Below are 20,469 nucleotides of genomic sequence, written 5' to 3' on the forward strand. Positions count from 1 at the left end.
AATCCGCGGCCCGACCTGCGCCGAAGTGCCTCTGGACCGGTCGCCCCCGGACCGGTCACCGGACCAGAGAGGACTTTCCTGATGAAGCTCCGCCGAATCAGCAGCATCCTGGCGGCCACGGCCCTGGCCAGCGCCGCCGCCGTCCCCCTCGCCAACGCGGCCTCGGCCGACGGCAACCACGGCACCCCCACGGGCACCCGGAGCCTGGCCGCGGTGCTGACGTCCGACGGGAACACCTTCGACCACAACTGGCACGACTACGACATCGTCACCGAGGCGGTGCTCGCCGTCCTCAAGGCCAACCCGAAGAGCCCGGTCGGCGTCCTGACCGACGGCAACACGGCGCTGACGGCGTTCGTGCCCGACGACCAGGCCTTCCGCATCCTCGCCAAGGACCTCACCGGTCAATGGCAGGACAGCGAGCGGAAGGTCTTCCAAACGCTCGCTTCCACGGTGGGCGTCGGCACGATCGAGAAGGTGCTCCTGTACCACGTCGTCCCGGGCAAGACCATCGACTCCCGGGCCGCGAGCAAGGCCGACGGTGCCCGTCTGGCCACAGCCCTGCCCGGGGCCAGCATCGTCGTCGACGTCGATGGCAAGGTCATCCGGCTGCAGGACAACGACCCGAACGACCGCAACCCCCGGGTCGTGGCCCCCGACATCAACAAGGGCAACAAGCAGATCGCCCACGGCATCAGCCTGGTGCTTCGCCCGGCCGACCTCTGACGCCCGCCTGACACCTGCCTTTCGCCTGGTCGTCGGCCGGCTCGTGTCAACCGGCTGGTGTCCACCGGGCGGCCCGGTTCAGGGGTGACGGGCCGCCCACGCAAGGGACCCCCGGGCCGCTTCGCGGTCCGGGGGCGCCCGTGCGTGGCCAGGCCACGGCACACCCCCGGGCCTCGGTCGCCATGCGTGCTCACGGGCGTGGCCGCACTGCGTCATCGCTCGCCCCTTTGGCCGATTCGCCCGCCCCTGCCACGGGGACACGATCGGGCCGGATGACCCTCGCCGGCAGCCTCCGTCCCCGAGCGGCCGCTGACCCGGGACACGCCGCGAGTCCGCTGGCGGGAGCCTCCTCCCCCCGGCCCGTCCGCCGGACGGGCGAATCGTCGATCCTGGGAGGCACCACCATCATGAGCGACCACCGCTCCTTCAAGCGCCTGCGACTGTTGATCGCCGCAGCGTGCGCCGTCATCCTCGCCCTGGCGTTCACCGCGCCGGCGAGCGCCAGCTCGTCGTCCACGGCACGCACGTGGCGGGTCAACGTCGCGGCCGAGACCCCCGACGACGCCATCCAGACGATGGCGTTCATGCCCGGCACCGTCTGGATCAACGCGGGTGACAGCATCCTGTGGACCGTGCGGGCCGGCGAGATCCACACCGTCACGTTCCTCAAGTCGGGCACGAGCCTGCCTGAGTTCGACCCGTTCAACCCCATGCACCTGCTGCCCCAGGGCGGCACGAGCTACGACGGCCACTCGTACTACAACTCGGGGCTCCTGTCCGACGAGGGCGCAGCCGCCGGCTTCCCCGTGCACATGACCTACACGCTGAAGTTCCCCAAGACCGGCAACTTCACCTACTGGTGCCTCGTGCACGGAAAGATGATGAAGGGCACCGTCCACGTCCGCGCGGCGGGCACGAAGTACCCGTTCACCCAGGCCGACTACAACCGGCAGGCAGCCAAGAAGAAGGCTGCGGACATCAGTGACGGCATGCACCTGTGGCAGAAGACCGCGCAGAAGGCCAACAACCACAACGTCTACGCCGGGGCCGACGACGGCATCGCCATGGTGATGCGGTTCATCGACCAGCGCGTCACGGTCCACGTCGGGCAGCGAGTGACGTTCAGGAACACCGGCATGGCCGCACCGCACACGGTGACCTTCGGCACCGAGCCGGCGAACATCTTCGCCCCGCTGGGCGACCCGACGCACTTCGCCGGGGGCCAGCTCAGCTCCGGGATCCTGCTGCCGGGCCACACCTTCACGGTGACCTTCACCAAGGCAGGTCGCTACCCCTACATCTGCGCCCTGCACGACTTCCTGGGCATGGTCGGCACCGTCACGGTGACCAAGTAGGCACTCGATGACCCACGGCACCACGACCCGGAGGTGATGCAGGACAAGGCGTCCCCCTCGCCGCCGGCATGGAGCCGGCTGCATCCGCGGGGTCCCGGTCCATCAGGACCGGGACCCCGTCCTGCGTCCTCCGGCGATGGCGTGGGGACCCTCGCGGGGCCGCGGTAGGCCGTTCGCGCCGCGCGGTCGGTGACGCTCAGTGGGTGACGCTCAGTCGTCCGCGACAGCCATCTCGCCCAGCTCGGACCATTCCGTGCCGGGGGTGGTGACGTTGACGATCCGGGGCGTGCTCACCAGGTAGGCGGGCAGCTCCGCGGTCGCCCGGGTGAAGTGCTCGCTCTGCACGTGCGCCGCCCCGGCGGCGTCGTCCCGGAAGGCCTCGACGAGGACGTACTCGGTGGGGTCGTCCAGGCTGCGGGACCAGTCAAACCAGAGGCAGCCCTCCTCGCCGCGGGTCGCCTCCGTGAAGGCCCGGGAGATCTGCGGCCAGGCTTCGGCGTGCTCGGGCCTGACCTGGAACTTGGCCGTGATGAAGATCAACGCTCCTCCTGGGGCTCGGGGGGTCGGACCCGGCGACAGCCGGGCCGTCACGTCCGGATGGCCGAGACGGCCGGGAAGGCCGGGAAGGCCGCCGCCGAGGACCGCATCCTCCTGCGGATCCCGGCACCCAGCCACCCCAAGGACCGTGGGCATCCCTTCCCCGACGGAACACGCCACTCGACCTCGGGACCTCGGCCGAGGGCTGGCCCAGGACCAACCCGGTGGATCCCGGCGCGGCGCCACAGCGGGGACCCCGGTCCTTGGCGGACCGGGGTCCCGGGGTCCCCCTGTCGGTGCGCCGGATGGCGCGTGCCGTCACCGAAGGGCGTGCAGCAGGCCGAGCAGGCCGTGGGCCTCACCGCCCGGTCCCGCGCTGAACCACACGTCACCGGTGGGACCGGCGGTCCCGTTGGCGGGCAACAGCCCCCAGAGGCCGTCGATGCTCAGCGGAGCGCCCGACGCCGCGCGCAGCGTGGCCATCAGGTGCCCTGTGCCCGGGTCGACGGCGTGGATGCGCCCGTCGCCGAAGTTGCCGATGAGCAGGTCCCCGGCCAGCGAGCCGAAGCCGTGCGGTGCAAGGGTCATCCCCCACGGGGAGTCCAGCACCCCGCCGCGGACGAGCTGGCGCACGAACCGACCGGAGCGGTCGAAGACGTTGACGAAACCGTGACCGGCACCGGCGACGTCGTCGTGGCGGGCGCTGTCCTGCTTGGCGTAGCTGACGTAGACCCAGCCACCGATGACGGCGACGTTGAACGGTGCGTACCCGGCCGGCACGCGGGTGGACGTGAACCCCTGACCCGCGCCGAGGCGGTGGAAGGAGCTATTGAACACGTCGATGCGGTTGTCGTGGAAGTCCGCCAGGAGCAGCACCGGGCCGCTGCTGCGCTGCAGCAGGGCGATCCCCTTGTACACAGCGCCGCCGGTGTGGGCCACCCGGACCGCCTGGGCGGTGTTGCCGGTGAGGTTCCACGCACTCACGTCACCGTTCTCCCCGGCGAAGATGAACCGGGCCGCGCCGGTCTTCCCGCCGCTGGAGAGCACGAAGCCGGTGGTGGGGTTGAACAGGTTGCCGGTCGGCGCACCCCCGGGGATCGACACCACCAGCGGGACCTTGGCCAGCGGGTGTCCCGGCAGCGCGCCGGTGTAGACCGTGGCCTTGTCGGCGCCGTTGTCGGACACCCACAGGGGCGTGGTCGGCCCGGCCGACAGGCCCCACGCGTTGACCAGGTTCCGGTCGGTGATCCGGGCCATCCCGGGGATGTCGGAGACCAGGTTGACCTGGCGGACCCGCGGTGACGCGGACTGGCCCGTGGCGGCTCCGGCGGGCGCGGCTGCCACGGAGAGGGCCAGCGCGGACGAGCCGACAACAGCCAGCAGGCGGGTGATCGGGACGGGCCCTCGCCGGGTCCGGTGCTGCTCAGACATGAGGCCTCCCTCGAGACCGGGAGGTGCGCGCCACCCTTCTGGCGACGCGACGCCATACAAGGGTCCACGGGGCCGGCGCGCCTCAGGTTCACCGCTGGGCCAGCGTGGACCCGCTCGCTCCTCACACGGCTGCCGACCCGGCTGAGAGCCAGGCGTTACAGACCCTTCACGGCAGTCGCGCACTGCGGAAACACCGGCCCACGAGCCTTCTGGCACCACCAGCCCATGGCACGTGGGCCCAGTCCCGCGCCGAGTCATGACCTCTGAAGGAGCCCCCATGTCCGCTCCCGTCCGCGAGCCGGCCACCGCCCCCACGGCCACAACGCCAACGGCCACGACGACAACCGCCACGACGACAACGGCCACGGCGCCACCTCCCGACCCGCCGCGGCACCGCACCGGCCGGTGGATCGACCACTGGGACCCCGAGGACCGCACCTTCTGGCGCGGCGGCGGCCGCCGGGTCGCCCACCGCAACCTGGCGCTGTCGGTGTATGCCGAGCTGCTCGGCTTCTGCGTCTGGGCGCTGTGGAGCGTCGTCGTGCCCCAGCTGCCCGCGGCCGGGTTCGCCCTCACCCTCGACCAGCAGTTCTGGCTGATCGCGGTGCCCAGCCTCGTCGGGGCCACGCTGCGGATCCCGTACACCTTCGCGGTGCCCCGGTTCGGCGGCCGCAACTGGACGGTCTTCTCCGCGCTGCTGCTGGTCCTGCCCGCCGCCGCGCTGGCCGTGGCGGTCACCCGGCCGCAGACCTCCTTCGGGGTGCTCCTGCTGCTCGCCGCCCTGGCCGGCGTGGGCGGCGGCAACTTCGCCTCGTCGATGACCAACATCTCGTTCTTCTTCCCGGAGGCGGAGAAGGGCCGCGCGCTGGGCCTCAACGCCGCCGGTGGCAACCTCGGCACCGGCCTGGTCCAGCTGGCGGTCCCCGCGATCGTCACGGCCGGCGCCGGGGTCCACCTCGAGCGAGCGGGGCTGGTGTTCATCCCGCTGGCGCTGCTGGCCGCTGCCCTGGCGTGGCGCTTCATGGACAACCTCACCAGCGTGCGCGCCGACTACCGCAGCTTCGCCGTCGCGGCCCGCAGCCGGCACACCTGGGTCATCTCCCTCCTCTACATCGGCACCTTCGGCTCGTTCATCGGCTACTCGGGCGCGTTCCCGACGCTGCTCAGGAGCCAGTTCCCCGAGGTGACTACGTCCATCGCGTTCCTCGGGGCACTCGTCGGCGCGCTGACGCGGCCGCTCGGGGGCATCCTCGCCGATCGCTGGGGCGGCGCGCGGATCACCCTCGGGTCGCTGGCCGTCCTGGCCGGCGGCGCCGTGGCGGCCGTGGCCGGTCTCCACCAGCACAGCTTCGTGCTGTTCTTCACCGCGTTCATGGTGCTGTTCACCGGCTCCGGCCTGGGCAACGGCGCCACGTATCGCATGATCCCGGCGGTCTTCCGCGCCGGCGTCTCCGACCCGGACGGCCTGGCCGCGGCCCGCAAGGCCGCGGCGGGATGCCTCGGGATCGCCGGCGCGGTCGGGGCCTTCGGTGGCTTCCTCATCCCCCGGGGGTTCGCCACGGCCACCGCGTCCTTCGGCTCGCTCGTACCGGCCCTGTGGGTCTTCGTGGCCGCCTACGTGGTGCTGGCCGTGACGACGTATGCCGTGTACGCCCGCCGCGGCTCGCGGCTCGCCGAGCAGGGCGTCTGAGCATCATGGCCGCAGCGACGCACTGCCCGTACTGCGCCCTGCAGTGCGCCATGGCACTGGACCCCACCCCCTCTGGCATGGGTGGGGTCGAGGTGCAGGGCCGGGACTTCCCGACGAACCGGGGTGGCCTGTGCCAGAAGGGCTGGACGTCGGCCTCCCTGCTCACCACCCCGGACCGGCTGACGGAACCGCTGGTGCGGGACGCTCGCGGCGACCTGGTGCCGACCTCCTGGGACGCGGCCCTCGACCTCGTGGCCGACCGGCTGCGCAGCATCCGCCGGTGCGACGGGGCGGACGCCGTCGCGGTCTTCGGCGGCGGTGGGCTGACCAACGAGAAGGCCTACCAGCTGGGGAAGTTCGCGCGGGTGGCACTGGGCACCGCCAACATCGACTACAACGGCCGGTTCTGCATGTCGAGCGCGGCAGCCGCGGCCAACCGCTCCCTCGGGGTGGACCGGGGGCTGCCGTTCCCCCTCACCGACCTCCGCGGCGCGCAGGCCGTGCTGCTGCTCGGCAGCAACCTCGCCGAGACGATGCCGCCCGCGGTCGTCCACCTCGCTGGGGTCCGCTCACGCGGAGGCCTCCTCGTGGTCGACCCCCGGCGCAGCGCCACGGTCGAGCTCGCCGGCGACGGCGAGGGGATGCACCTGCAACCCGTCCCCGGCACCGACCTCGTCGTCCTCCTGGCCCTGCTCCACGTCCTGCTGGCCGAGCGCCTCACGGACACGGCATACCTGACGGCGCGGACCACCGGGCTCGAGCAGGTGCGCCGGGCGGTGGCCGCATGGTGGCCGGAGCGGGCAGAGCAGGTGTGCGGCATCCCCGCAGAGCTCCTCCGGCGCGCCGCACGGGTCCTGGCCGCTGCGAGCCCGTCCCAGGGCGGCGCGGGAGCGTTCGTCCTCACCGGTCGCGGGGTCGAGCAGTCCCGGCAGGGCACCGCCACGGTGAGCGCGGCGATCAACCTCGCCCTGGCCCTCGGGCTGCCCGGGCGCAGGGGAAACGGCTACGGCGCCCTGACCGGCCAGGGCAACGGGCAGGGTGGCCGGGAGCACGGCCAGAAGGCCGACCAGCTGCCCGGCTACCGCATGATCGACGACCCGGCCGGGCGGGCCCATGTCGCCGGCGTCTGGGGTGTGGCCCCGGAGTCGCTGCCCGGCAAGGGCAAGCCGGCCGTCGAGCTGCTGGGCACCCTCGGCATGCCCGGCGGGCCCAGGGCGCTGCTGGTGCACGGTGCCAACCCGGTCGTCAGTGCACCGAACGCGACGGCCGTCCGCGAGCGCCTGGCCGCGCTGGACCTGCTGGTCGTGTGCGACCTCGTCCCCTCCGAGACGGCCCGGCTCGCCGACGTCGTGCTGCCCGTGACCCAGTGGGCCGAGGAGGAGGGCACGATGACCTCGCTGGAAGGGCGGGTCATCCGGCGTCGCCGAGCGGTCCAGCCACCGGCGGGCGTCCGTTCCGAGCTGTGGGTCTGGGCCGAGCTCGCCGCGCGCCTGGGCTCCCCCGGCACCTGGAGCACTGACCCCGCGGAGGTCTTCGACGAGCTCGCGGCGGCGAGCGCCGGCGGCCGGGCCGACTACAGCGGCTTGAGCCATGCCCGTCTCGACCGTGAGGACGACCTGTTCTGGCCGTGTCCTGCCATCCCGGGGCCTGACCAGGCGCACCCCGGCACGCCGAGGCTCTTCCTCGACGGCTTCCCCACCCAGGACGGCCGGGCTCGTCTCGTGCCGGTGGACCACCTCGGCCCCGCGGACGACGTCCGCGCGGATGCGCCCACCTACCTCGTCACGGGCCGGGTGCTGCAGCAGTACCAGTCCGGGGCCCAGACCCGGCGGGTGCCCGAGCTGGCCTCCGCCGCCCCCGGGCCCCACGTGCAGGTGCACCCGCTCCTGGCCGAGCGCCTCGGGGTCTGCGACGGCGACGCCCTGCGCCTGGTGAGCCGTCGTGGCGCCGTCACGGCCCCGGCGCGTGTCACCGACCGGGTCCGGCCCGACACGGTCTTCATGCCCTTCCACTGGGGCGGTGAAGGCAGCGTGAACCGGGTCACCAGCGACGCCACCGACCCCGTCTCGGGGATGCCCGAGTTCAAGGTCTGCGCGGTGCAGGTGATCCCGCTGCGTGCCCCCCAAGAGGTGGGCGTCCCCGGACGGATCGAGCAGAGCGCATGACCCGGCTGGTCGTCGTCGGCAACGGGATGGTCGGCGCCCGTTTCGTGGAGGACCTGCTGGCCGCTGACTCGGGCGGCCGCTTCCGGGTCACGGTGCTCGGAGCCGAGGGCTGCGAGCCCTACAACCGTGTGCTGCTCAGCGAGGTGGTCTCGGGCGGCTACGACCTCGCGTCACTGACCTTGCCGACCCCGGTGGACCCTCGGCTGTCGGTGCGCCGCGGTGCCGCGGCAGTGCGGCTGGACCGGGCGGACCGCGTCGTGGAGTGCTCCGACGGCACACGGCACCGCTACGACTTCGTGGTGCTGGCGACGGGAGCCTCGGCCCGTCTGCCGGCGCTGCCGGGGCTGGGCACGGACCCCGGCGCCCTGCCCGGTGGCGTCCACACCCTGCGCAGCATCGACGATGCCCGGGAGATCGTCGCGGCCACGCTGAACGCCCGGCGGGCGGTGGTGCTCGGCGCCGGGGTGCTCGGGCTGGAGGCCGCCTGTGGTCTGGCCCGGCGCGGCGTGGCGGTCACGGTCGTGCACCCGGGGGCGGCCCTCATGGACCGCCAGCTCGACGGGGCCGCCAGCCGCGTGGTCGAGCAGGCGATGGCCCGGATGGGCATCGCGCACCGGGTGGGCGTCGGCGCCGCGGCCGTGCTGGTGCGCGACGGCCGGATCACCGGCCTGCGCCTTGCCGACGGCGAGGTGCTCGACACCGATCTCCTGGTGCTGACGACGGGCACCGTCCCCGAGACCGCCCTCGCCGTGGGCGCCGGCCTCCGCACGGACCGGGGCGTCGTGGTGGACGAGCGGCTCGCGAGCCCCGACGACCGGAGGGTGTTCGCGCTCGGTGACTGCGCCCAGCCGCCGGAGGGCGGCACCGGCCTCGTGGCACAGGGCTGGGACCAGTCCCGTCGGCTGGCTGCGACCCTGACCGGCAGCGAGACCCCGCCGGAGCAGAACCCGCCCGCCGTCACTGCCGACCGAGTCACGCGGCGGGGCAAGGCCGGCGTGCCGGGCACCGCTCAGGACAGCGCTCCGGGCAACTCTCGGAGCCATGACGTCGTCCGGCTGAAGGCCCGGGGCATCGACGTCGTGACCATGGGCGTCTGCGGCACCGTGCGGGCCGACGACCCCGCCCAGCGCGTGGTGCGGCTCAGCGATGCGGATCGCGGCCGCCACGTGGAGGTCGTCGTCGCCGGCGGCCTCCTGGTCGGCGCAACCTGCGTCGGCGCCCCCGACGTGGGCGCCGACCTCGTCTCGGCGTACACCCGACGCATCCCCGTCCCCGCCGACCCGGCATACCTGCTGCTGCCGGCCCTGGCCGGCGCGACCCCGACTGCTCCCACCGACCCGGCGGCGCTGCCGGATGACGCCACCGTGTGCCGGTGCAACGGCGTGAGCAAGGCTGACCTCGTCGCCCACCACGCCCGGGGTGCCACCACCGTCGAGGCGCTCGCCCGCGCCACGCGGGCGACCACGGGTTGCGGTGGCTGTGCCGACGACCTCTGCCGCCTGCTCGACCGTCTGGGCCACGAGCCCGGCGAGGCCACCCCCGACACCGACCCGACAGTCGGCGGACAGGGGGACGTGACGGCCTCACACGGAGGGGACGAGAGTGGTGAATCCCGTTTTACGAGCGGGAAACACGACCCGCACACCCAGGAAATCCGGGCTTCCTAGGTTCAGCGCCATGGCCCAGACGTCCCAGAATCCACGCCACCTCCTCGTCGTCGGCGGCGGCATGGTGGCCCACCGCCTCGTCGAGGCCCTGCGCCAGCGCGACACCTCCGGGACGTGGCGGGTGACCGTCCTCTGCGACGAGGCGCACCCGCCCTACGACCGGGTCGCCCTGACCAGCTTCTTCTCCGGGCGCGACGCCCGGGGCCTCGCCCTCGGCGACCCGGCGCTGTGGGAGGACCCGCTGGTCGAGCTCGCCCTCGGCGAGGCCGCCGTGGCCGTCGACCGGGCGGCCCGGACGGTGCGCACCAGCACCGGGCGCCTGCTCGACTACGACGAGCTCGTGCTCGCCACCGGGTCGTCGGCCTTCGTGCCGCCCGTCCCCGGGGCCGACCTGCCGGGCGTGTTCGTCTACCGGACCCTCGAGGACGTCGACACCCTCCGCGCGTGGGTCCGCGGGTGCGCGGCCCGCTCGGGCCGGCAGGTCCGCGGCGCGGTCGTCGGCGGGGGCCTGCTCGGGCTCGAGGCCGCGGGGGCCTTGCAGTCCATGGGCGCCCACAGCACGGTCGTCGAGTTCGCGCCACGGCTCATGGCCGTCCAGGTGGACGACGGGGGTGGCCAGGCGCTGCGCCGCATCATCGAGAGCCTGGGCATCGACGTGCGAACGGCCACGGCCACGGAGGCGATCACCGCCGGCGCGGATGGCCGGGTGGCGCGGATGACGTTTGCCGAGGGTGAGCCGATCGAGGTCGACGTCGTGGTCCTCGCGGCCGGGGTGCGCCCGCGGGACGAGCTCGCCCGCGAAGCGGGCCTGGCGGTCGGCGAGCGCGGTGGCGTCGTCGTGGACACGGGCTGCCGGACCGCCGACCCGGCCGTCTCCGCCGTGGGCGAGGTCGCCTGCATCGAGGGCCGCACCCTGGGGCTGGTCGCCCCCGGCTACGCGATGGCCGAGGTGGTGGCCGACCGGCTGCTCGGCGGCTGGGCGACGTTCCCCGGGGCGGACACCTCCACCAAGCTCAAGCTGCTCGGCGTCGACGTCGCGTCCTTCGGCGACGCGTTCGCCACCACGCCAGGGGCGCTCGAGGTCGTCTACGCCGGCCCGTTGGCCTCGGTCTACAAGAAGCTGGTCGTCAGCGACGACGCCCGCGTCCTGCTCGGCGGGGTCCTCGTCGGGGACGCGAGCGCCTACGCCGCGTTGCGCCCGATGCTGGGCCGGCCCCTGGGAGCCGACCCCGCGGCATACCTGCTGCCCGAGGGAGCAGCCCCGGAGTCGGGCGGCGACCTGCCCGACGAGGCGACGGTGTGCTCGTGCAACAACGTCAGCGCTGGCCAGGTCCGTGGTGCCGTCACCGACTCCGGCTGCACGGACGTCGCGGCCGTCAAGGCCTGCACGCGGGCCGGGTCCAGCTGCGGCTCGTGCCTGCCCCTGGTCAAGCGGCTCGTCACCGCCGAGCTGGAGAGCGCCGGCGTGACCGTCAGCAACGCCCTGTGCGAGCACTTCGACCTCTCCCGCGCGCAGCTGTTCGACGCCGTGCGGGTCACGGGCCTGCGCACGTTCAGCGAGATCATCGCGCGGCACGGCCGCGGCCGGGGCTGCGACATCTGCAAGCCCGTCATCGGCTCGATCCTCGCCTCACTCGGCACCGGGCACATCCTCGAGGGCGAGCGCGCCGCGCTGCAGGACACCAACGACCACGTGATGGCCAACCTGCAGAAGGACGGCTCCTACTCGGTCGTGCCACGCATCCCCGGGGGCGAGATCACCCCCGAGGGGCTCATCACCATCGGGCAGGTCGCCCAGGAGTTCGGCCTCTACACCAAGATCACCGGCGGCCAGCGGATCGACCTGTTCGGCGTGCGGATCGAGCAGCTGCCCTTGGTGTGGAAACGGCTGGTCGACGCCGGGTTCGAGTCCGGCCACGCCTACGGCAAGTCGTTGCGCACCGTGAAGTCCTGCGTCGGCTCGACGTGGTGCCGCTACGGCGTGCAGGACTCGGTCGGCCTGGCCATCGCCCTGGAGCTGCGCTACCGCGGGCTCCGGTCACCGCACAAGCTCAAGCTCGGCGTCTCCGGCTGCGCGCGGGAGTGCGCCGAGGCCCGGGGCAAGGACGTCGGCGTGATCGCCACGGACAACGGGTGGAACCTGTATGTCGGGGGCAACGGCGGCTTCACGCCCCGGCACGCCGTGCTGCTCGCCGAGGACCTGGACACGCAGACCCTGGTGCGCACCATCGACCGGTTCCTCATGTACTACATCCGCACCGCCGACAGGCTGCAGCGCACGGCCGCGTGGCTGGAGGAGGTCGACGGTGGTCTGGCTGCGGTGCGGTCTGTGGTGCTGGAGGACAGCCTCGGCATCGCCGCGGACCTCGACGCCGCCATGGCCACCCACGTCGACTCCTACGAGGACGAGTGGGCCGGGGTGCTGGCCGACCCCGAGAAGCTGCGCCGCTTCGGTTCGTTCGTCAACGCCCCGGGGCAGCCCGACACCTCGCTCGCCTACGTGAGCGAGCGCGGCCAGGCCCGGCCCGCCACCGCCGAGGAGCGGCGCAGCGGGACCCTCATCGCCGGCACGACACTGGAGGTTCGCCGATGACCACCGAGATGCCCACCGAGCTCGCCGCCGGGCTCACCACCGGGATCGAGGCGGAGCTGCGCGCCGAGCTCGCCCGCGCGGTGCACGACCGCGCCGGAGCCGGCCTCCGGTGGGAGCGGGTGTGCCACCTGCACGACCTGCCGGTGGAGCGCGGCGCCGCGGCCCTGGTCGGCGGGGAGCAGGTGGCGCTGTTCCGCACCCACGACGACCGGGTCCACGCCGTGCAGCAGTGCGACCCCTACTGCGGGGCCCACGTGATGTCGCGCGGCATCGTCGGCTCCCGTGGCGAGACGCCGACGGTGGCTTCGCCGATGTACAAGCAGGTGTTCGACCTGCGCACCGGCCGCTGCCTGGACCCGGTGGGCCGCGAGCCGGTCGCGCTGCGGACCTGGCCGGTGATGGTGTGGTCCGGTGTGGTTCTCGTCGGCCTCACGCAGGCCGACCCGACGAGGGCGGCATGACGACGTCGCCCCGCGCGACGGCATGAGCACCCACCTGGGGCAGGTGATGGCCGGCTGCGTCGTCCTCGTCACCGCGGACCGGCGCAGCAGCGAGCTCGCCTCCGCCCTGTCCCGTCGGGGTGCGAGCGTGCGCCACGCGCCGGCGCTGAGCATCGTGCCGCACCAGCACGACGAGGAGCTGCTGCGCGACACCCGGCTCCTGCTGCGCCACCCCCCGGACACGGTGGTGGTCACCACGGGTATCGGTCTGCGCGGCTGGGTCGAGGCGGCCGACGCGGCCGGCCTTGCCGACGAGCTGCTGGCCGTGCTCGCGGGCTGTCGAGTCGTCGCCCGCGGCCCCAAGGCCTGCGGCGCGATCCAGGCGGCCGGCCTGCAGGCTGACTGGGTCGCGGAGTCGGAGACCTCCGCCGAGATCCTGCAGACCCTGCTCACCGACGGGGTCGCCGGTCAGCGCATCGCCGTCCAGCACCACGGCGCGGGGGCGGACGGGCTGGACGCCGAGCTCGCCGCCGCCGGGGCCGACGTGGTGAGCCTGGTGGTCTATCGCTGGGGACCTCCACCGGACCCGGCCGCGCTGGCGGCCTCGGTGACCGCAGCCGCCGCCGGCGAGATCGACGCGGTGGTCTTCACCTCGGCGCCCGGCGCCCGGGCCTGGCTCGAGGCCGCCGAGGCCGCCGGCGTGGCCGGGGCGCTCGTGCGCCGGTTCGGCGCCGGCACGATGGTCGCCGCCGCCGTCGGCCCCATCACCGCGCGGCCGCTGGTGGCGCACGGCATACAGCCTCTCGTGCCCGAGCGGGGGCGGCTCGGGGCGTTGGTGCGCACCCTCGTCGGGCACTTCGAGGCGGCCCAGAGCCAGGCGATGTGCACCACCTCGGGGATGCTGCAGGTGCGCAGCACCGTGGCCCTGCTCGACGGTCACGTGCTGCCGGTCTCGCCCAGCGGGCTGGCCGTGCTGCGACTGCTGGCGACCGCGCACGGCGGGGTGGTGACCCGCGACCAGGTGCTCGACGTGCTGCCCGGCGACTCCCGCGACCCGCACACGGCGGAGGTCGCGATCGCCCGGCTGCGCGAGGCCTGCGGTGACCGCTCCCTGGTGCAGACGGTGGTCAAACGCGGCTACCGGCTCGCGGTGGCGCACCCGGGCGGCGACTGAGCTGCGGCGAGCCGCGCCGGCGGGTGCAGCGCCCGTCCCGCAAGGCTCCCGGCGGGCCGAGAGACCACCGATGACCACCCGGGGGAGCCGCGCCGACGTAGCCGGCCCTGCGTCCCCTCCCCCAGCGTGCCTAGCCAGATCGCATGATCCCTCAGCGCGCCCACAGGCGTACCACAGGCTTCAGGGGTGATCCGGCTTCGCGCCAGGGAGGGTGTCATGTCGACTCAGACCCACGAACCACAGGCCGGGGACCCGGCGGAGATCCTCTCCGCCGAGGGGATCCGTAAGACCTACGGCACCCGGGCGGCGCTGAAGGACCTCTCCTTCTCCTTGAAGGCGGGTCGGGTCCTGGGGTTCCTGGGCCCGAACGGTGCCGGCAAGACGACATCGATCCGCATCCTGACCACGATCCTCGCGCCGACCTCGGGGCGTTTCGTCGTCGACGGCATCACCTCCGACCACCCCGAGCTGATCCGGCGCAGGATCGGTGTGCTGCCCGAGGGGCTGGGCTTCCCCCGCCAGCTGACCGGGGCGCGCTACCTGACGTACTACGGCCAGCTCTTCGGACGATCCGCCCACGACGCCCGGTCTGTCGCGGACCAGCTGCTCGACGAGGTGGGCCTGAAGCACCGCGGGCAGTCGGTGATCGGGTCGTACAGCCACGGGATGCGGCAGCGGCTGGGCATCGCGCGGGCCCTCGTCAACGACCCCGCCGTGGTCTTCTTCGACGAGCCCACCCTCGGCCTCGACCCGCGCGGGCAGCGCGAGCTGCTCAGCCTGGTCCAGGCGATCGCCCGCGGCCGGAACAAGGGGGTCGTGCTGTCCAGCCACCTGCTCGCCGAGATCGAGGGTGTCTGCGACGACGTGGTCATCATGAACGCCGGCGAGGTCGTGGCCAAGGGCTCGGTGGCCGAGGTCATCGGCCGGGCCGCCCACGACGGGGACCACGCCATCCGGGTCCGCGTCCCCCTCGCCGACATCGGCACGGCGCAGGGGCTCATCGCCTCCCTGCCCGGGGTCCAGTCGGCGACACCCGCCCCTGACGCCTCCGGGTGGCTGGGGGTCCGGTTCCGGCCGAACGGGTCCCCGGAGCCGGAGCCGGCGGTCGTCAACCACGTGCTCGAGGCGCTGATCAGGGCGGACGTCCCCATCGCCGGCATGGACGCGGGCGGTGGGCGGCTGGAGGACGTGTTCCTGCAGCTCACCGCGGAGTCGATCCAGTGACCGCGCCCGTGTTCGAGGCTCCCGCCCGGGTGGAGGCGGCGCGCGCCGGGTCACCCGTGTGGTGGCTGGTCCTCAAGCAGGAGCTGGTCGAGCTGTGGCTCGGCGGACGTGCCCTCGTCTTCCTGGTCCTGTTCAGCCTGCTGATGTCGCTGACGGCGTTCCTGCTGGCCACCAACACCGACCTGCACCTCCTGCCGCTGGAGCAGACCATCGTCATCGCCCTGACCTCGGCGCTGACGTTCGGGCTGTTCATCGGGCTGGCCATCGGGGCCGAGAGCATCAGCGGCGAGCGCGAACGCGCCACGCTCGAGCCGCTCCTGCTCACCCCCGCCGGTCACCGCCAGATCGTGCTGGGCAAGTTCCTCGCCGCCCTCTCCCCCTGGCCGGCGGCCCTCCTCCTGACCCTGCCGTATCTCGCGACCCTCGCGCGCGGGAACGCCCTCCTGGGCTCCGGGCTGGCCTGGGGGGCGGTCGCGGGCACGCTGCTCGCGGGGGCTTTCGTCGCCCTCGCCATGGTCATCAGCATCTGGTCCGACTCCAGCCGGGTCAGCCTCTTCATCAGCCTGCTGGTCTACGCCGCGTCGCTGATCCCGGCCCAGCTCCCCACGGAGTTCCTCGTCTCCCCGGCCGGCGTGGTCCTCACGCTCCTGGACCCGGTGGAGTCGGCAGCCCAGCTGCTCACGAAGGTCATCGGCTCCGGTGAGCCGCTGTCCCAGGCGTGGCCCTTCCTCGCCTCACCGGTGGTGGCCCTGGTCGTCGCGCTCGTCGCGCTCTTCGGCTTCGCCGCCCCCCGGCTGCGCCTGACGGCCCGCGCATGACCACCCCGCAGAACCCACGTCGCAAGGAGGCCATCCGATGAGTGCTACCCGCGAGCTCTCCGTCGACTACGGGACCAGTCGGCGCTCGGCCACCCCGGTGTGGTGGCTCGTCTGCAAGCGCGAGTTCGTGGACCTGTGGACCGGGGGGCGCGTCCTCGTGCTGCTGATCCTGTTCGCGCTGGTCATGTCCGTCACCTCGGTGCTGCGCCAGCTCGAGAGCCAGCTGAGCCTCATCCCGCCGGTGGAGATGGTGTTCCTGACGATCCTCAGCAGCATCACGTTCGGGCTCTTCGTGGGTCTGGTGATCGCCGCCGACAGCTTCAGCGGCGAACGCGAGCGCGCGACGCTAGAGCCGCTGCTGCTCACCCCGGCACGGCCCCGCCAGATCGTCCTCGGCAAGTTCCTGGCCGCGCTCTCCCCCTGGCCGGTCACCCTGCTGCTGTCGATCCCCTACGTCTGGGTCCTCGGCCAGGGGGACGACAGCATCGTGGAGGGTCTGCTGCTCGGCACGCTGCTGGGCGGCCTGCTCTCCATCGCCTTCACGGGGATGGCCATGGTGGTGAGCATCTGGTCCAGGTCCAACCGGGTGAGCCTGTTCGCCAGCCTGCTGGTCTACCTCATCTTCCTGATCCCGACGCAGTTCCCCGGCAGCGCCCAGAAGGGCGACCTGGGGTACCTGGTCCAGCAGCTCAACCCGCTGCAGGCCTCCAGCGAGTTCCTGGAGAAGGTGCTGGTCAACAACCGCACGGTGGCCGAGAAGATGCCCTACCTGATGGCGGCCATCTACGCGGCCGGCGGCGTGCTGGTCGTGCTCTTCCTCATCTCCGCGCCCCGGTTGCGCCTGGACGTCGAGGCCTCTCGGGGGGCACGCGCCGGCTGGGGGCGGCCCCGGGAGGTTGGGGTGCTGGCCGGGCCGGCGCTGGCGCTGGCGTTCCTCGCCCCCACGGCGATGCTGGCGACCCCGGCTGCGCTGGCAGCCCCGGCGGCCGCGACGAGTGGCAACACCGTGCAGATCACGACCGACCTCGCCTACAAGACCGTCAACGCCGGCGACACGGTGAAGTTCTCGACGGTGGTCAAGAACACCGGGACGAGTGCCTCGGCCCCCGCGAACGTGGCCATGAACATCATCAAGACCGGCGAGGGCGAGCCCGTGGATCCCGAGGACTGGTCGCCCGAGCGGACCCAGGGCGTCGACCCCCTCGACCCCGGGGAGTCCGACAAGCAGCCGTGGACGGTCAACGCCATCCTCGAGGGCGACTACATGATCTACCTGACCGTCATCCCCGACCCGACCGGACCGGACGCGACCTCCAACCCGGTTTCCAGCCCCGGCATCCACCTGACGGTCAAGGCCTTCGCCGAGAGCAACCCCGGCAACGTGCTGCCCGTCGCGATCGTCACGCCGCTGGCCATGGGTGTCATCGCGCTGATCCCGACCTGGCGTCGCCGGTCACGCACCCGCGCCGGCTCGGCCACGAACGGGGACTGAGTCTCACCGTCGCGTGATCGTCCGTCCGGCGGCGGCCATGAGTCGCTCGGTGTCGGTGGCGTCGACGGGCGGCACCGTCGGCGGCTTCACCAGGCCGAGCTCGATGGCCTGGTCGTTGCAGGTGAGCGTGACGACGTCCGTCATCGCCGGAATCGTCTCCGGGGGGAACTCGATCGCGCGCCGCAGGCTCTCGGACAGGTCCCACGCATGCGCAGCGGCATCGATGACCGCGAAGTCCAGGACGACGGCACCGGGCAGGACACCGAAGGGCGTGCCGTGGTGCGCGGTCATCACCCCGTCGCTGCTCCACAGCCGCAGGGCCAGCGCCGTGACCTCGGCGGCGATGGGAGCCAGGTCGCCCTCGTAGGGCACGGCGGCCATCGCCTCGTCCAGAGCCATGAGGGGCTGGCCGGTGACGCTGCCGGCCCAGAACAGCTGGTTCTTGATGGCGTGGCTCGCCAGGCGGCGGACCGTCCACGGCGGACAGTTCGTGGCGACGTCCATCTCGGCCTCGTCGAGCCCGGCAACGACCCGGTTCAGCTCGTCCTCGGCGTATGCCAACAGCGTCAGGTGGTCCATCGCGGCCTCCGGGATCGGCGTGGCCACGCTACCGGGACACCGAACCCCGGCGAACCCCCCGGAACAGGGGATCCGCGCACGCGCAGGCGCAGCACGCCCGACGGCGCCGGTGTCAGACTGGCCGGGTGAGCCCGGAGGCGCGGCGCGGCAACCTGCCGAACACCACGACCACCCTCGTCGGGCGTGCCGCGATCCTCCCCGAGCTGGCCGCGTTGGTCCGCTCCCGCCAGCTGGTCACCCTCAGCGGCATGGCCGGCGTCGGCAAGACCCGGCTCGCCCTCGCGGTCGGCGCCGAGCTCGCCGAGGACTTCCCTGACGGCACATGGCTGGTCGAGCTGGCTCCCGTGGCCAGCCCCGACGCTGTCCCCGACGCCATCGCCAGCGCCTTGGGCATCACTCCGCAGGGTGATGCCCGGGTCATCGACACGGTCGCCGAGGCGGTTGCCGGACGCCGGCTGCTGATTCTGCTCGACAACTGCGAGCACGTCCTGGCGGCGGCCGCGGCGGCGACCATGGAGATCCTCGGCCGCTCCGACGTCCCCCGGATCCTGGCGACGTCGCGCGAGCACCTGCTGGTGCCGGCTGAAGCGCTCGTACCCGTGTCCCCGCTGACCGTGGAGGGCGGCGTCACCTCCGAGGCGGTGACGCTGTTCGTGGAGCGGGCCCGTGCCGCACGGCCGGGGTTCGGGATCTTCGACGAGCAGACCGCGGACGCGGTGATCGAGATCTGCGAGACGCTCGACGGGCTGCCACTGGGCATCGAGCTGGCCGCGGCGCGAATGGCGGCGATGAGCGCCGTCGAGGTGCAGGAACGGCTCGGGAACCGGTTCCGGCTGCTGACCGGACACGAGCTCGCCCCCGATCGCCAGGCCACCCTGCGGCACGCCATGGCTTGGTCCTACGACCTGTTGACCGACGGCGAGCGCGCGGCCCTGCGGACCGCGTCGGTGTTCGCCGGGGGGTTCGACCTGGGCGCACTGTGCGCTGTCGCGGGGACGAGCGACGACATCGAGGTGCTGCGGCTCCTGGACTCGTTGGTGCGCAAGTCCTTGGTGACCACCCACCACGCCTCCGCCCGGACCCGGTACAGCCTGTACGAGACGATCCGCGCCTTCGCCGGCGACCGACTGGCGGAGGCGGGCGGAGCCGAAGTGGCGCGGGACCGGCATGCCGAGTTCTTCGCCGGCGAGGCGGCTCGTCGGTGGGAGCAGTGGAACGGACCCGCATGGCGCACGGAGGTCGACTGGGTGCGCACGGAGCTGGCGAACCTCAGAACGGCGCTCCAGTGGAGCATCGACCGGGCCCACGCCGAGGTGGCCACCGACATCGCGGCACACGCCGCCCTCATGGGGTTCTCGGTGGAGCTGTTCGAAACCATCGGGTGGGCCGAGTCCCTGCTCGAGATGGCGACACGGGCCGACGTCCGGCGGCTCCCCCGGCTCTATGCCGCCGCGGGGTACGCCTGCTTCGTGGGACGCGCCGCCGTCGCGACCGCGAACGCCCATCGTGCGGTCGAGCTGGAGGGCCGACCGGGCTACGACTCCTGCGAGGCCGGCTACGCGACGTTCATCGAGGCGCTCGGTCGGGTCTACGCCGGGGACCTGGACCGCTACCTCGAGCTGACCCGGGACGTCGCCGCACTGCCCGGAGCCGGGCGGGCGTACGGGATCGCGGCGTATGTCGACGGCCTGCAGTCGGCCGGACGGTTCGAGGAGGCGCTCGAGCTCACCGAGTCCGCGGTGTCGGCGGCTCGCCAGGTGGGCAACCCCTTCTGGCTTGTCTACACGCTGTGGATCGTCGGGCTGGCCTGGTCGTCGTCCGACCCCCAGCGCGCGCTCGAGACCTGGGACGAGGGCGTGGCCCAGCTCGATGAGCACGAGGTCCGGTTCTTCGAGGGCTTCCTGGCTCGTGACGCCGCCCTCCTGCACACCTCGGACGGTCAGCTGGAGACGGCTCTGACCCTGTTCGAGACATCCGTCGGGGCGTTCGTGCGTTCCGGCGCCGTGGCGCAGCTGGTCATCACGCTGGCCAGCCTGCCGGCCCTGTTCGAGCGGCTCGACCTTCCCGGCGTCGCCCGCACCCTGATCGGCGCGATGGCCAACGAGCCGGCCAGCCTCCACCACGTGCCCACCCTCGCCGTCCTCGGCGGGCGACTCGACGCCCGGCTGGGCGAGGAGACCTCGGCACGCCTCGCCTCCGTCGGCGGCGCGATGGACCTGCGCGACGCCGCCGCGTACGCCCTTCACCAGATCGACCTCGCCCGGCGGGCGCTCACCGCGACCGCCCGGCACCCCGAAGCAGTCGGCGGCCTGACGACCCGCGAGACACAGGTGCTGCGCCTCATCGCCGACGGGGCGAGCACCCGGGAGATCTCCGAGCAGCTGTTCATCTCGGCGAAGACCGCCGACAACCACATCCAGCACATCTACACCAAGCTCGGCGTCACCAACCGTGCTGCGGCCACCCGCTGGGCCCTCGACCGTGAGGTGGTCGCTCGGGCCACGGAGACCGGCCCGGGTTGAGACGGAAGGAGACCGGTCCCGGCGAAGACTGCGGGATGGGGACCTGAAATGAGGAG

Annotated in this window: 15 protein-coding genes; 12 read left to right on the forward strand and 3 right to left on the reverse strand. The window is 73.0% G+C overall.

What is annotated here, in order from left to right; genetic code table 11:
* The first annotated feature begins 81 nt into the window (after positions 1-81).
* Positions 82-726, forward strand: coding sequence for a fasciclin domain-containing protein (locus AC3ANM_RS01820; protein WP_488286435.1), 645 nt, complete (start codon positions 82-84; stop codon positions 724-726).
* 407 nt (positions 727-1,133) lie between these two features.
* Positions 1,134-2,081 carry a cupredoxin domain-containing protein gene (locus tag AC3ANM_RS01825; RefSeq protein ID WP_488286436.1) on the forward strand — a complete coding sequence of 316 codons (948 nt, stop codon included), beginning with the start codon at positions 1,134-1,136 and terminating at the stop codon, positions 2,079-2,081.
* Between the two features lie 210 nt (positions 2,082-2,291).
* Here AC3ANM_RS01825 and AC3ANM_RS01830 read toward each other — a convergent pair whose 3' ends face one another.
* Together AC3ANM_RS01830 and AC3ANM_RS01835 are read right to left on the reverse strand one after the other, a co-directional pair.
* The gene (locus AC3ANM_RS01830) at positions 2,292-2,621 is read right to left on the reverse strand and encodes a putative quinol monooxygenase (protein ID WP_488286437.1); all 330 of its coding nucleotides are present in this window, start codon (positions 2,619-2,621) and stop codon (positions 2,292-2,294) included.
* A 315-nt stretch (positions 2,622-2,936) separates the two neighbouring features.
* Complete coding sequence (locus tag AC3ANM_RS01835; RefSeq protein WP_488286438.1) at positions 2,937-4,049, reverse strand: TIGR03118 family protein; 1,113 nt, start codon at positions 4,047-4,049, stop codon at positions 2,937-2,939.
* 277 nt (positions 4,050-4,326) lie between these two features.
* Between AC3ANM_RS01835 and AC3ANM_RS01840 the strand changes: the two genes are divergently transcribed.
* The 9 genes from AC3ANM_RS01840 (at position 4,327) to AC3ANM_RS01880 (ending at position 17,312) form a co-directional block, all read left to right on the forward strand.
* Positions 4,327-5,739 (forward strand): MFS transporter, encoded by a 1,413-nt coding sequence (locus AC3ANM_RS01840; protein WP_488286439.1) that lies wholly within the window; start codon positions 4,327-4,329, stop codon positions 5,737-5,739.
* Between the two features lie 5 nt (positions 5,740-5,744).
* Complete coding sequence (locus tag AC3ANM_RS01845; protein WP_488286440.1) at positions 5,745-7,904, forward strand: molybdopterin oxidoreductase family protein; 2,160 nt, start codon at positions 5,745-5,747, stop codon at positions 7,902-7,904.
* Positions 7,901-9,571, forward strand: a complete 1,671-nt coding sequence (locus AC3ANM_RS01850; protein ID WP_488286441.1) for an FAD-dependent oxidoreductase — start codon at positions 7,901-7,903, stop codon at positions 9,569-9,571. The genes AC3ANM_RS01845 and AC3ANM_RS01850 overlap by 4 nt, the downstream gene beginning before the upstream one ends.
* A gap of 10 nt (positions 9,572-9,581) precedes the next feature.
* Positions 9,582-12,164, forward strand: a complete 2,583-nt coding sequence (gene nirB / locus AC3ANM_RS01855) for a nitrite reductase large subunit NirB (RefSeq protein WP_488286442.1) — start codon at positions 9,582-9,584, stop codon at positions 12,162-12,164.
* Positions 12,161-12,625, forward strand: a complete 465-nt coding sequence (nirD, locus tag AC3ANM_RS01860) for a nitrite reductase small subunit NirD (protein WP_488286443.1) — start codon at positions 12,161-12,163, stop codon at positions 12,623-12,625. The genes nirB and nirD overlap by 4 nt, the downstream gene beginning before the upstream one ends.
* A 22-nt stretch (positions 12,626-12,647) precedes the next feature.
* Positions 12,648-13,778: a uroporphyrinogen-III synthase gene (locus AC3ANM_RS01865; RefSeq protein ID WP_488286444.1), complete on the forward strand. Its 1,131-nt coding sequence runs from the start codon at positions 12,648-12,650 to the stop codon at positions 13,776-13,778.
* 216 nt (positions 13,779-13,994) lie between these two features.
* Positions 13,995-15,002 (forward strand): ABC transporter ATP-binding protein, encoded by a 1,008-nt coding sequence (locus AC3ANM_RS01870; protein ID WP_488286445.1) that lies wholly within the window; start codon positions 13,995-13,997, stop codon positions 15,000-15,002.
* Positions 14,999-15,820, forward strand: coding sequence for an ABC transporter permease (locus AC3ANM_RS01875; protein ID WP_488286446.1), 822 nt, complete (start codon positions 14,999-15,001; stop codon positions 15,818-15,820). Before AC3ANM_RS01870 ends, AC3ANM_RS01875 begins: the two co-directional genes overlap by 4 nt.
* A 37-nt stretch (positions 15,821-15,857) precedes the next feature.
* Positions 15,858-17,312, forward strand: a complete 1,455-nt coding sequence (locus tag AC3ANM_RS01880) for an ABC transporter permease (RefSeq protein ID WP_488286447.1) — start codon at positions 15,858-15,860, stop codon at positions 17,310-17,312.
* A gap of 3 nt (positions 17,313-17,315) precedes the next feature.
* On the opposite strand, the gene AC3ANM_RS01885 is transcribed toward AC3ANM_RS01880, so the two are convergent.
* Positions 17,316-17,918, reverse strand: coding sequence for a TIGR03086 family metal-binding protein (locus AC3ANM_RS01885; RefSeq protein WP_488286448.1), 603 nt, complete (start codon positions 17,916-17,918; stop codon positions 17,316-17,318).
* Positions 17,919-18,016: 98 nt separating this feature from the next.
* Between AC3ANM_RS01885 and AC3ANM_RS01890 the strand changes: the two genes are divergently transcribed.
* Positions 18,017-20,413 (forward strand): LuxR C-terminal-related transcriptional regulator, encoded by a 2,397-nt coding sequence (locus AC3ANM_RS01890; RefSeq protein ID WP_488286449.1) that lies wholly within the window; start codon positions 18,017-18,019, stop codon positions 20,411-20,413.
* The last annotated feature ends 56 nt before the right edge of the window (positions 20,414-20,469 follow it).

Source organism: Oryzihumus sp. JJN4-3R (genome assembly GCF_057747915.1).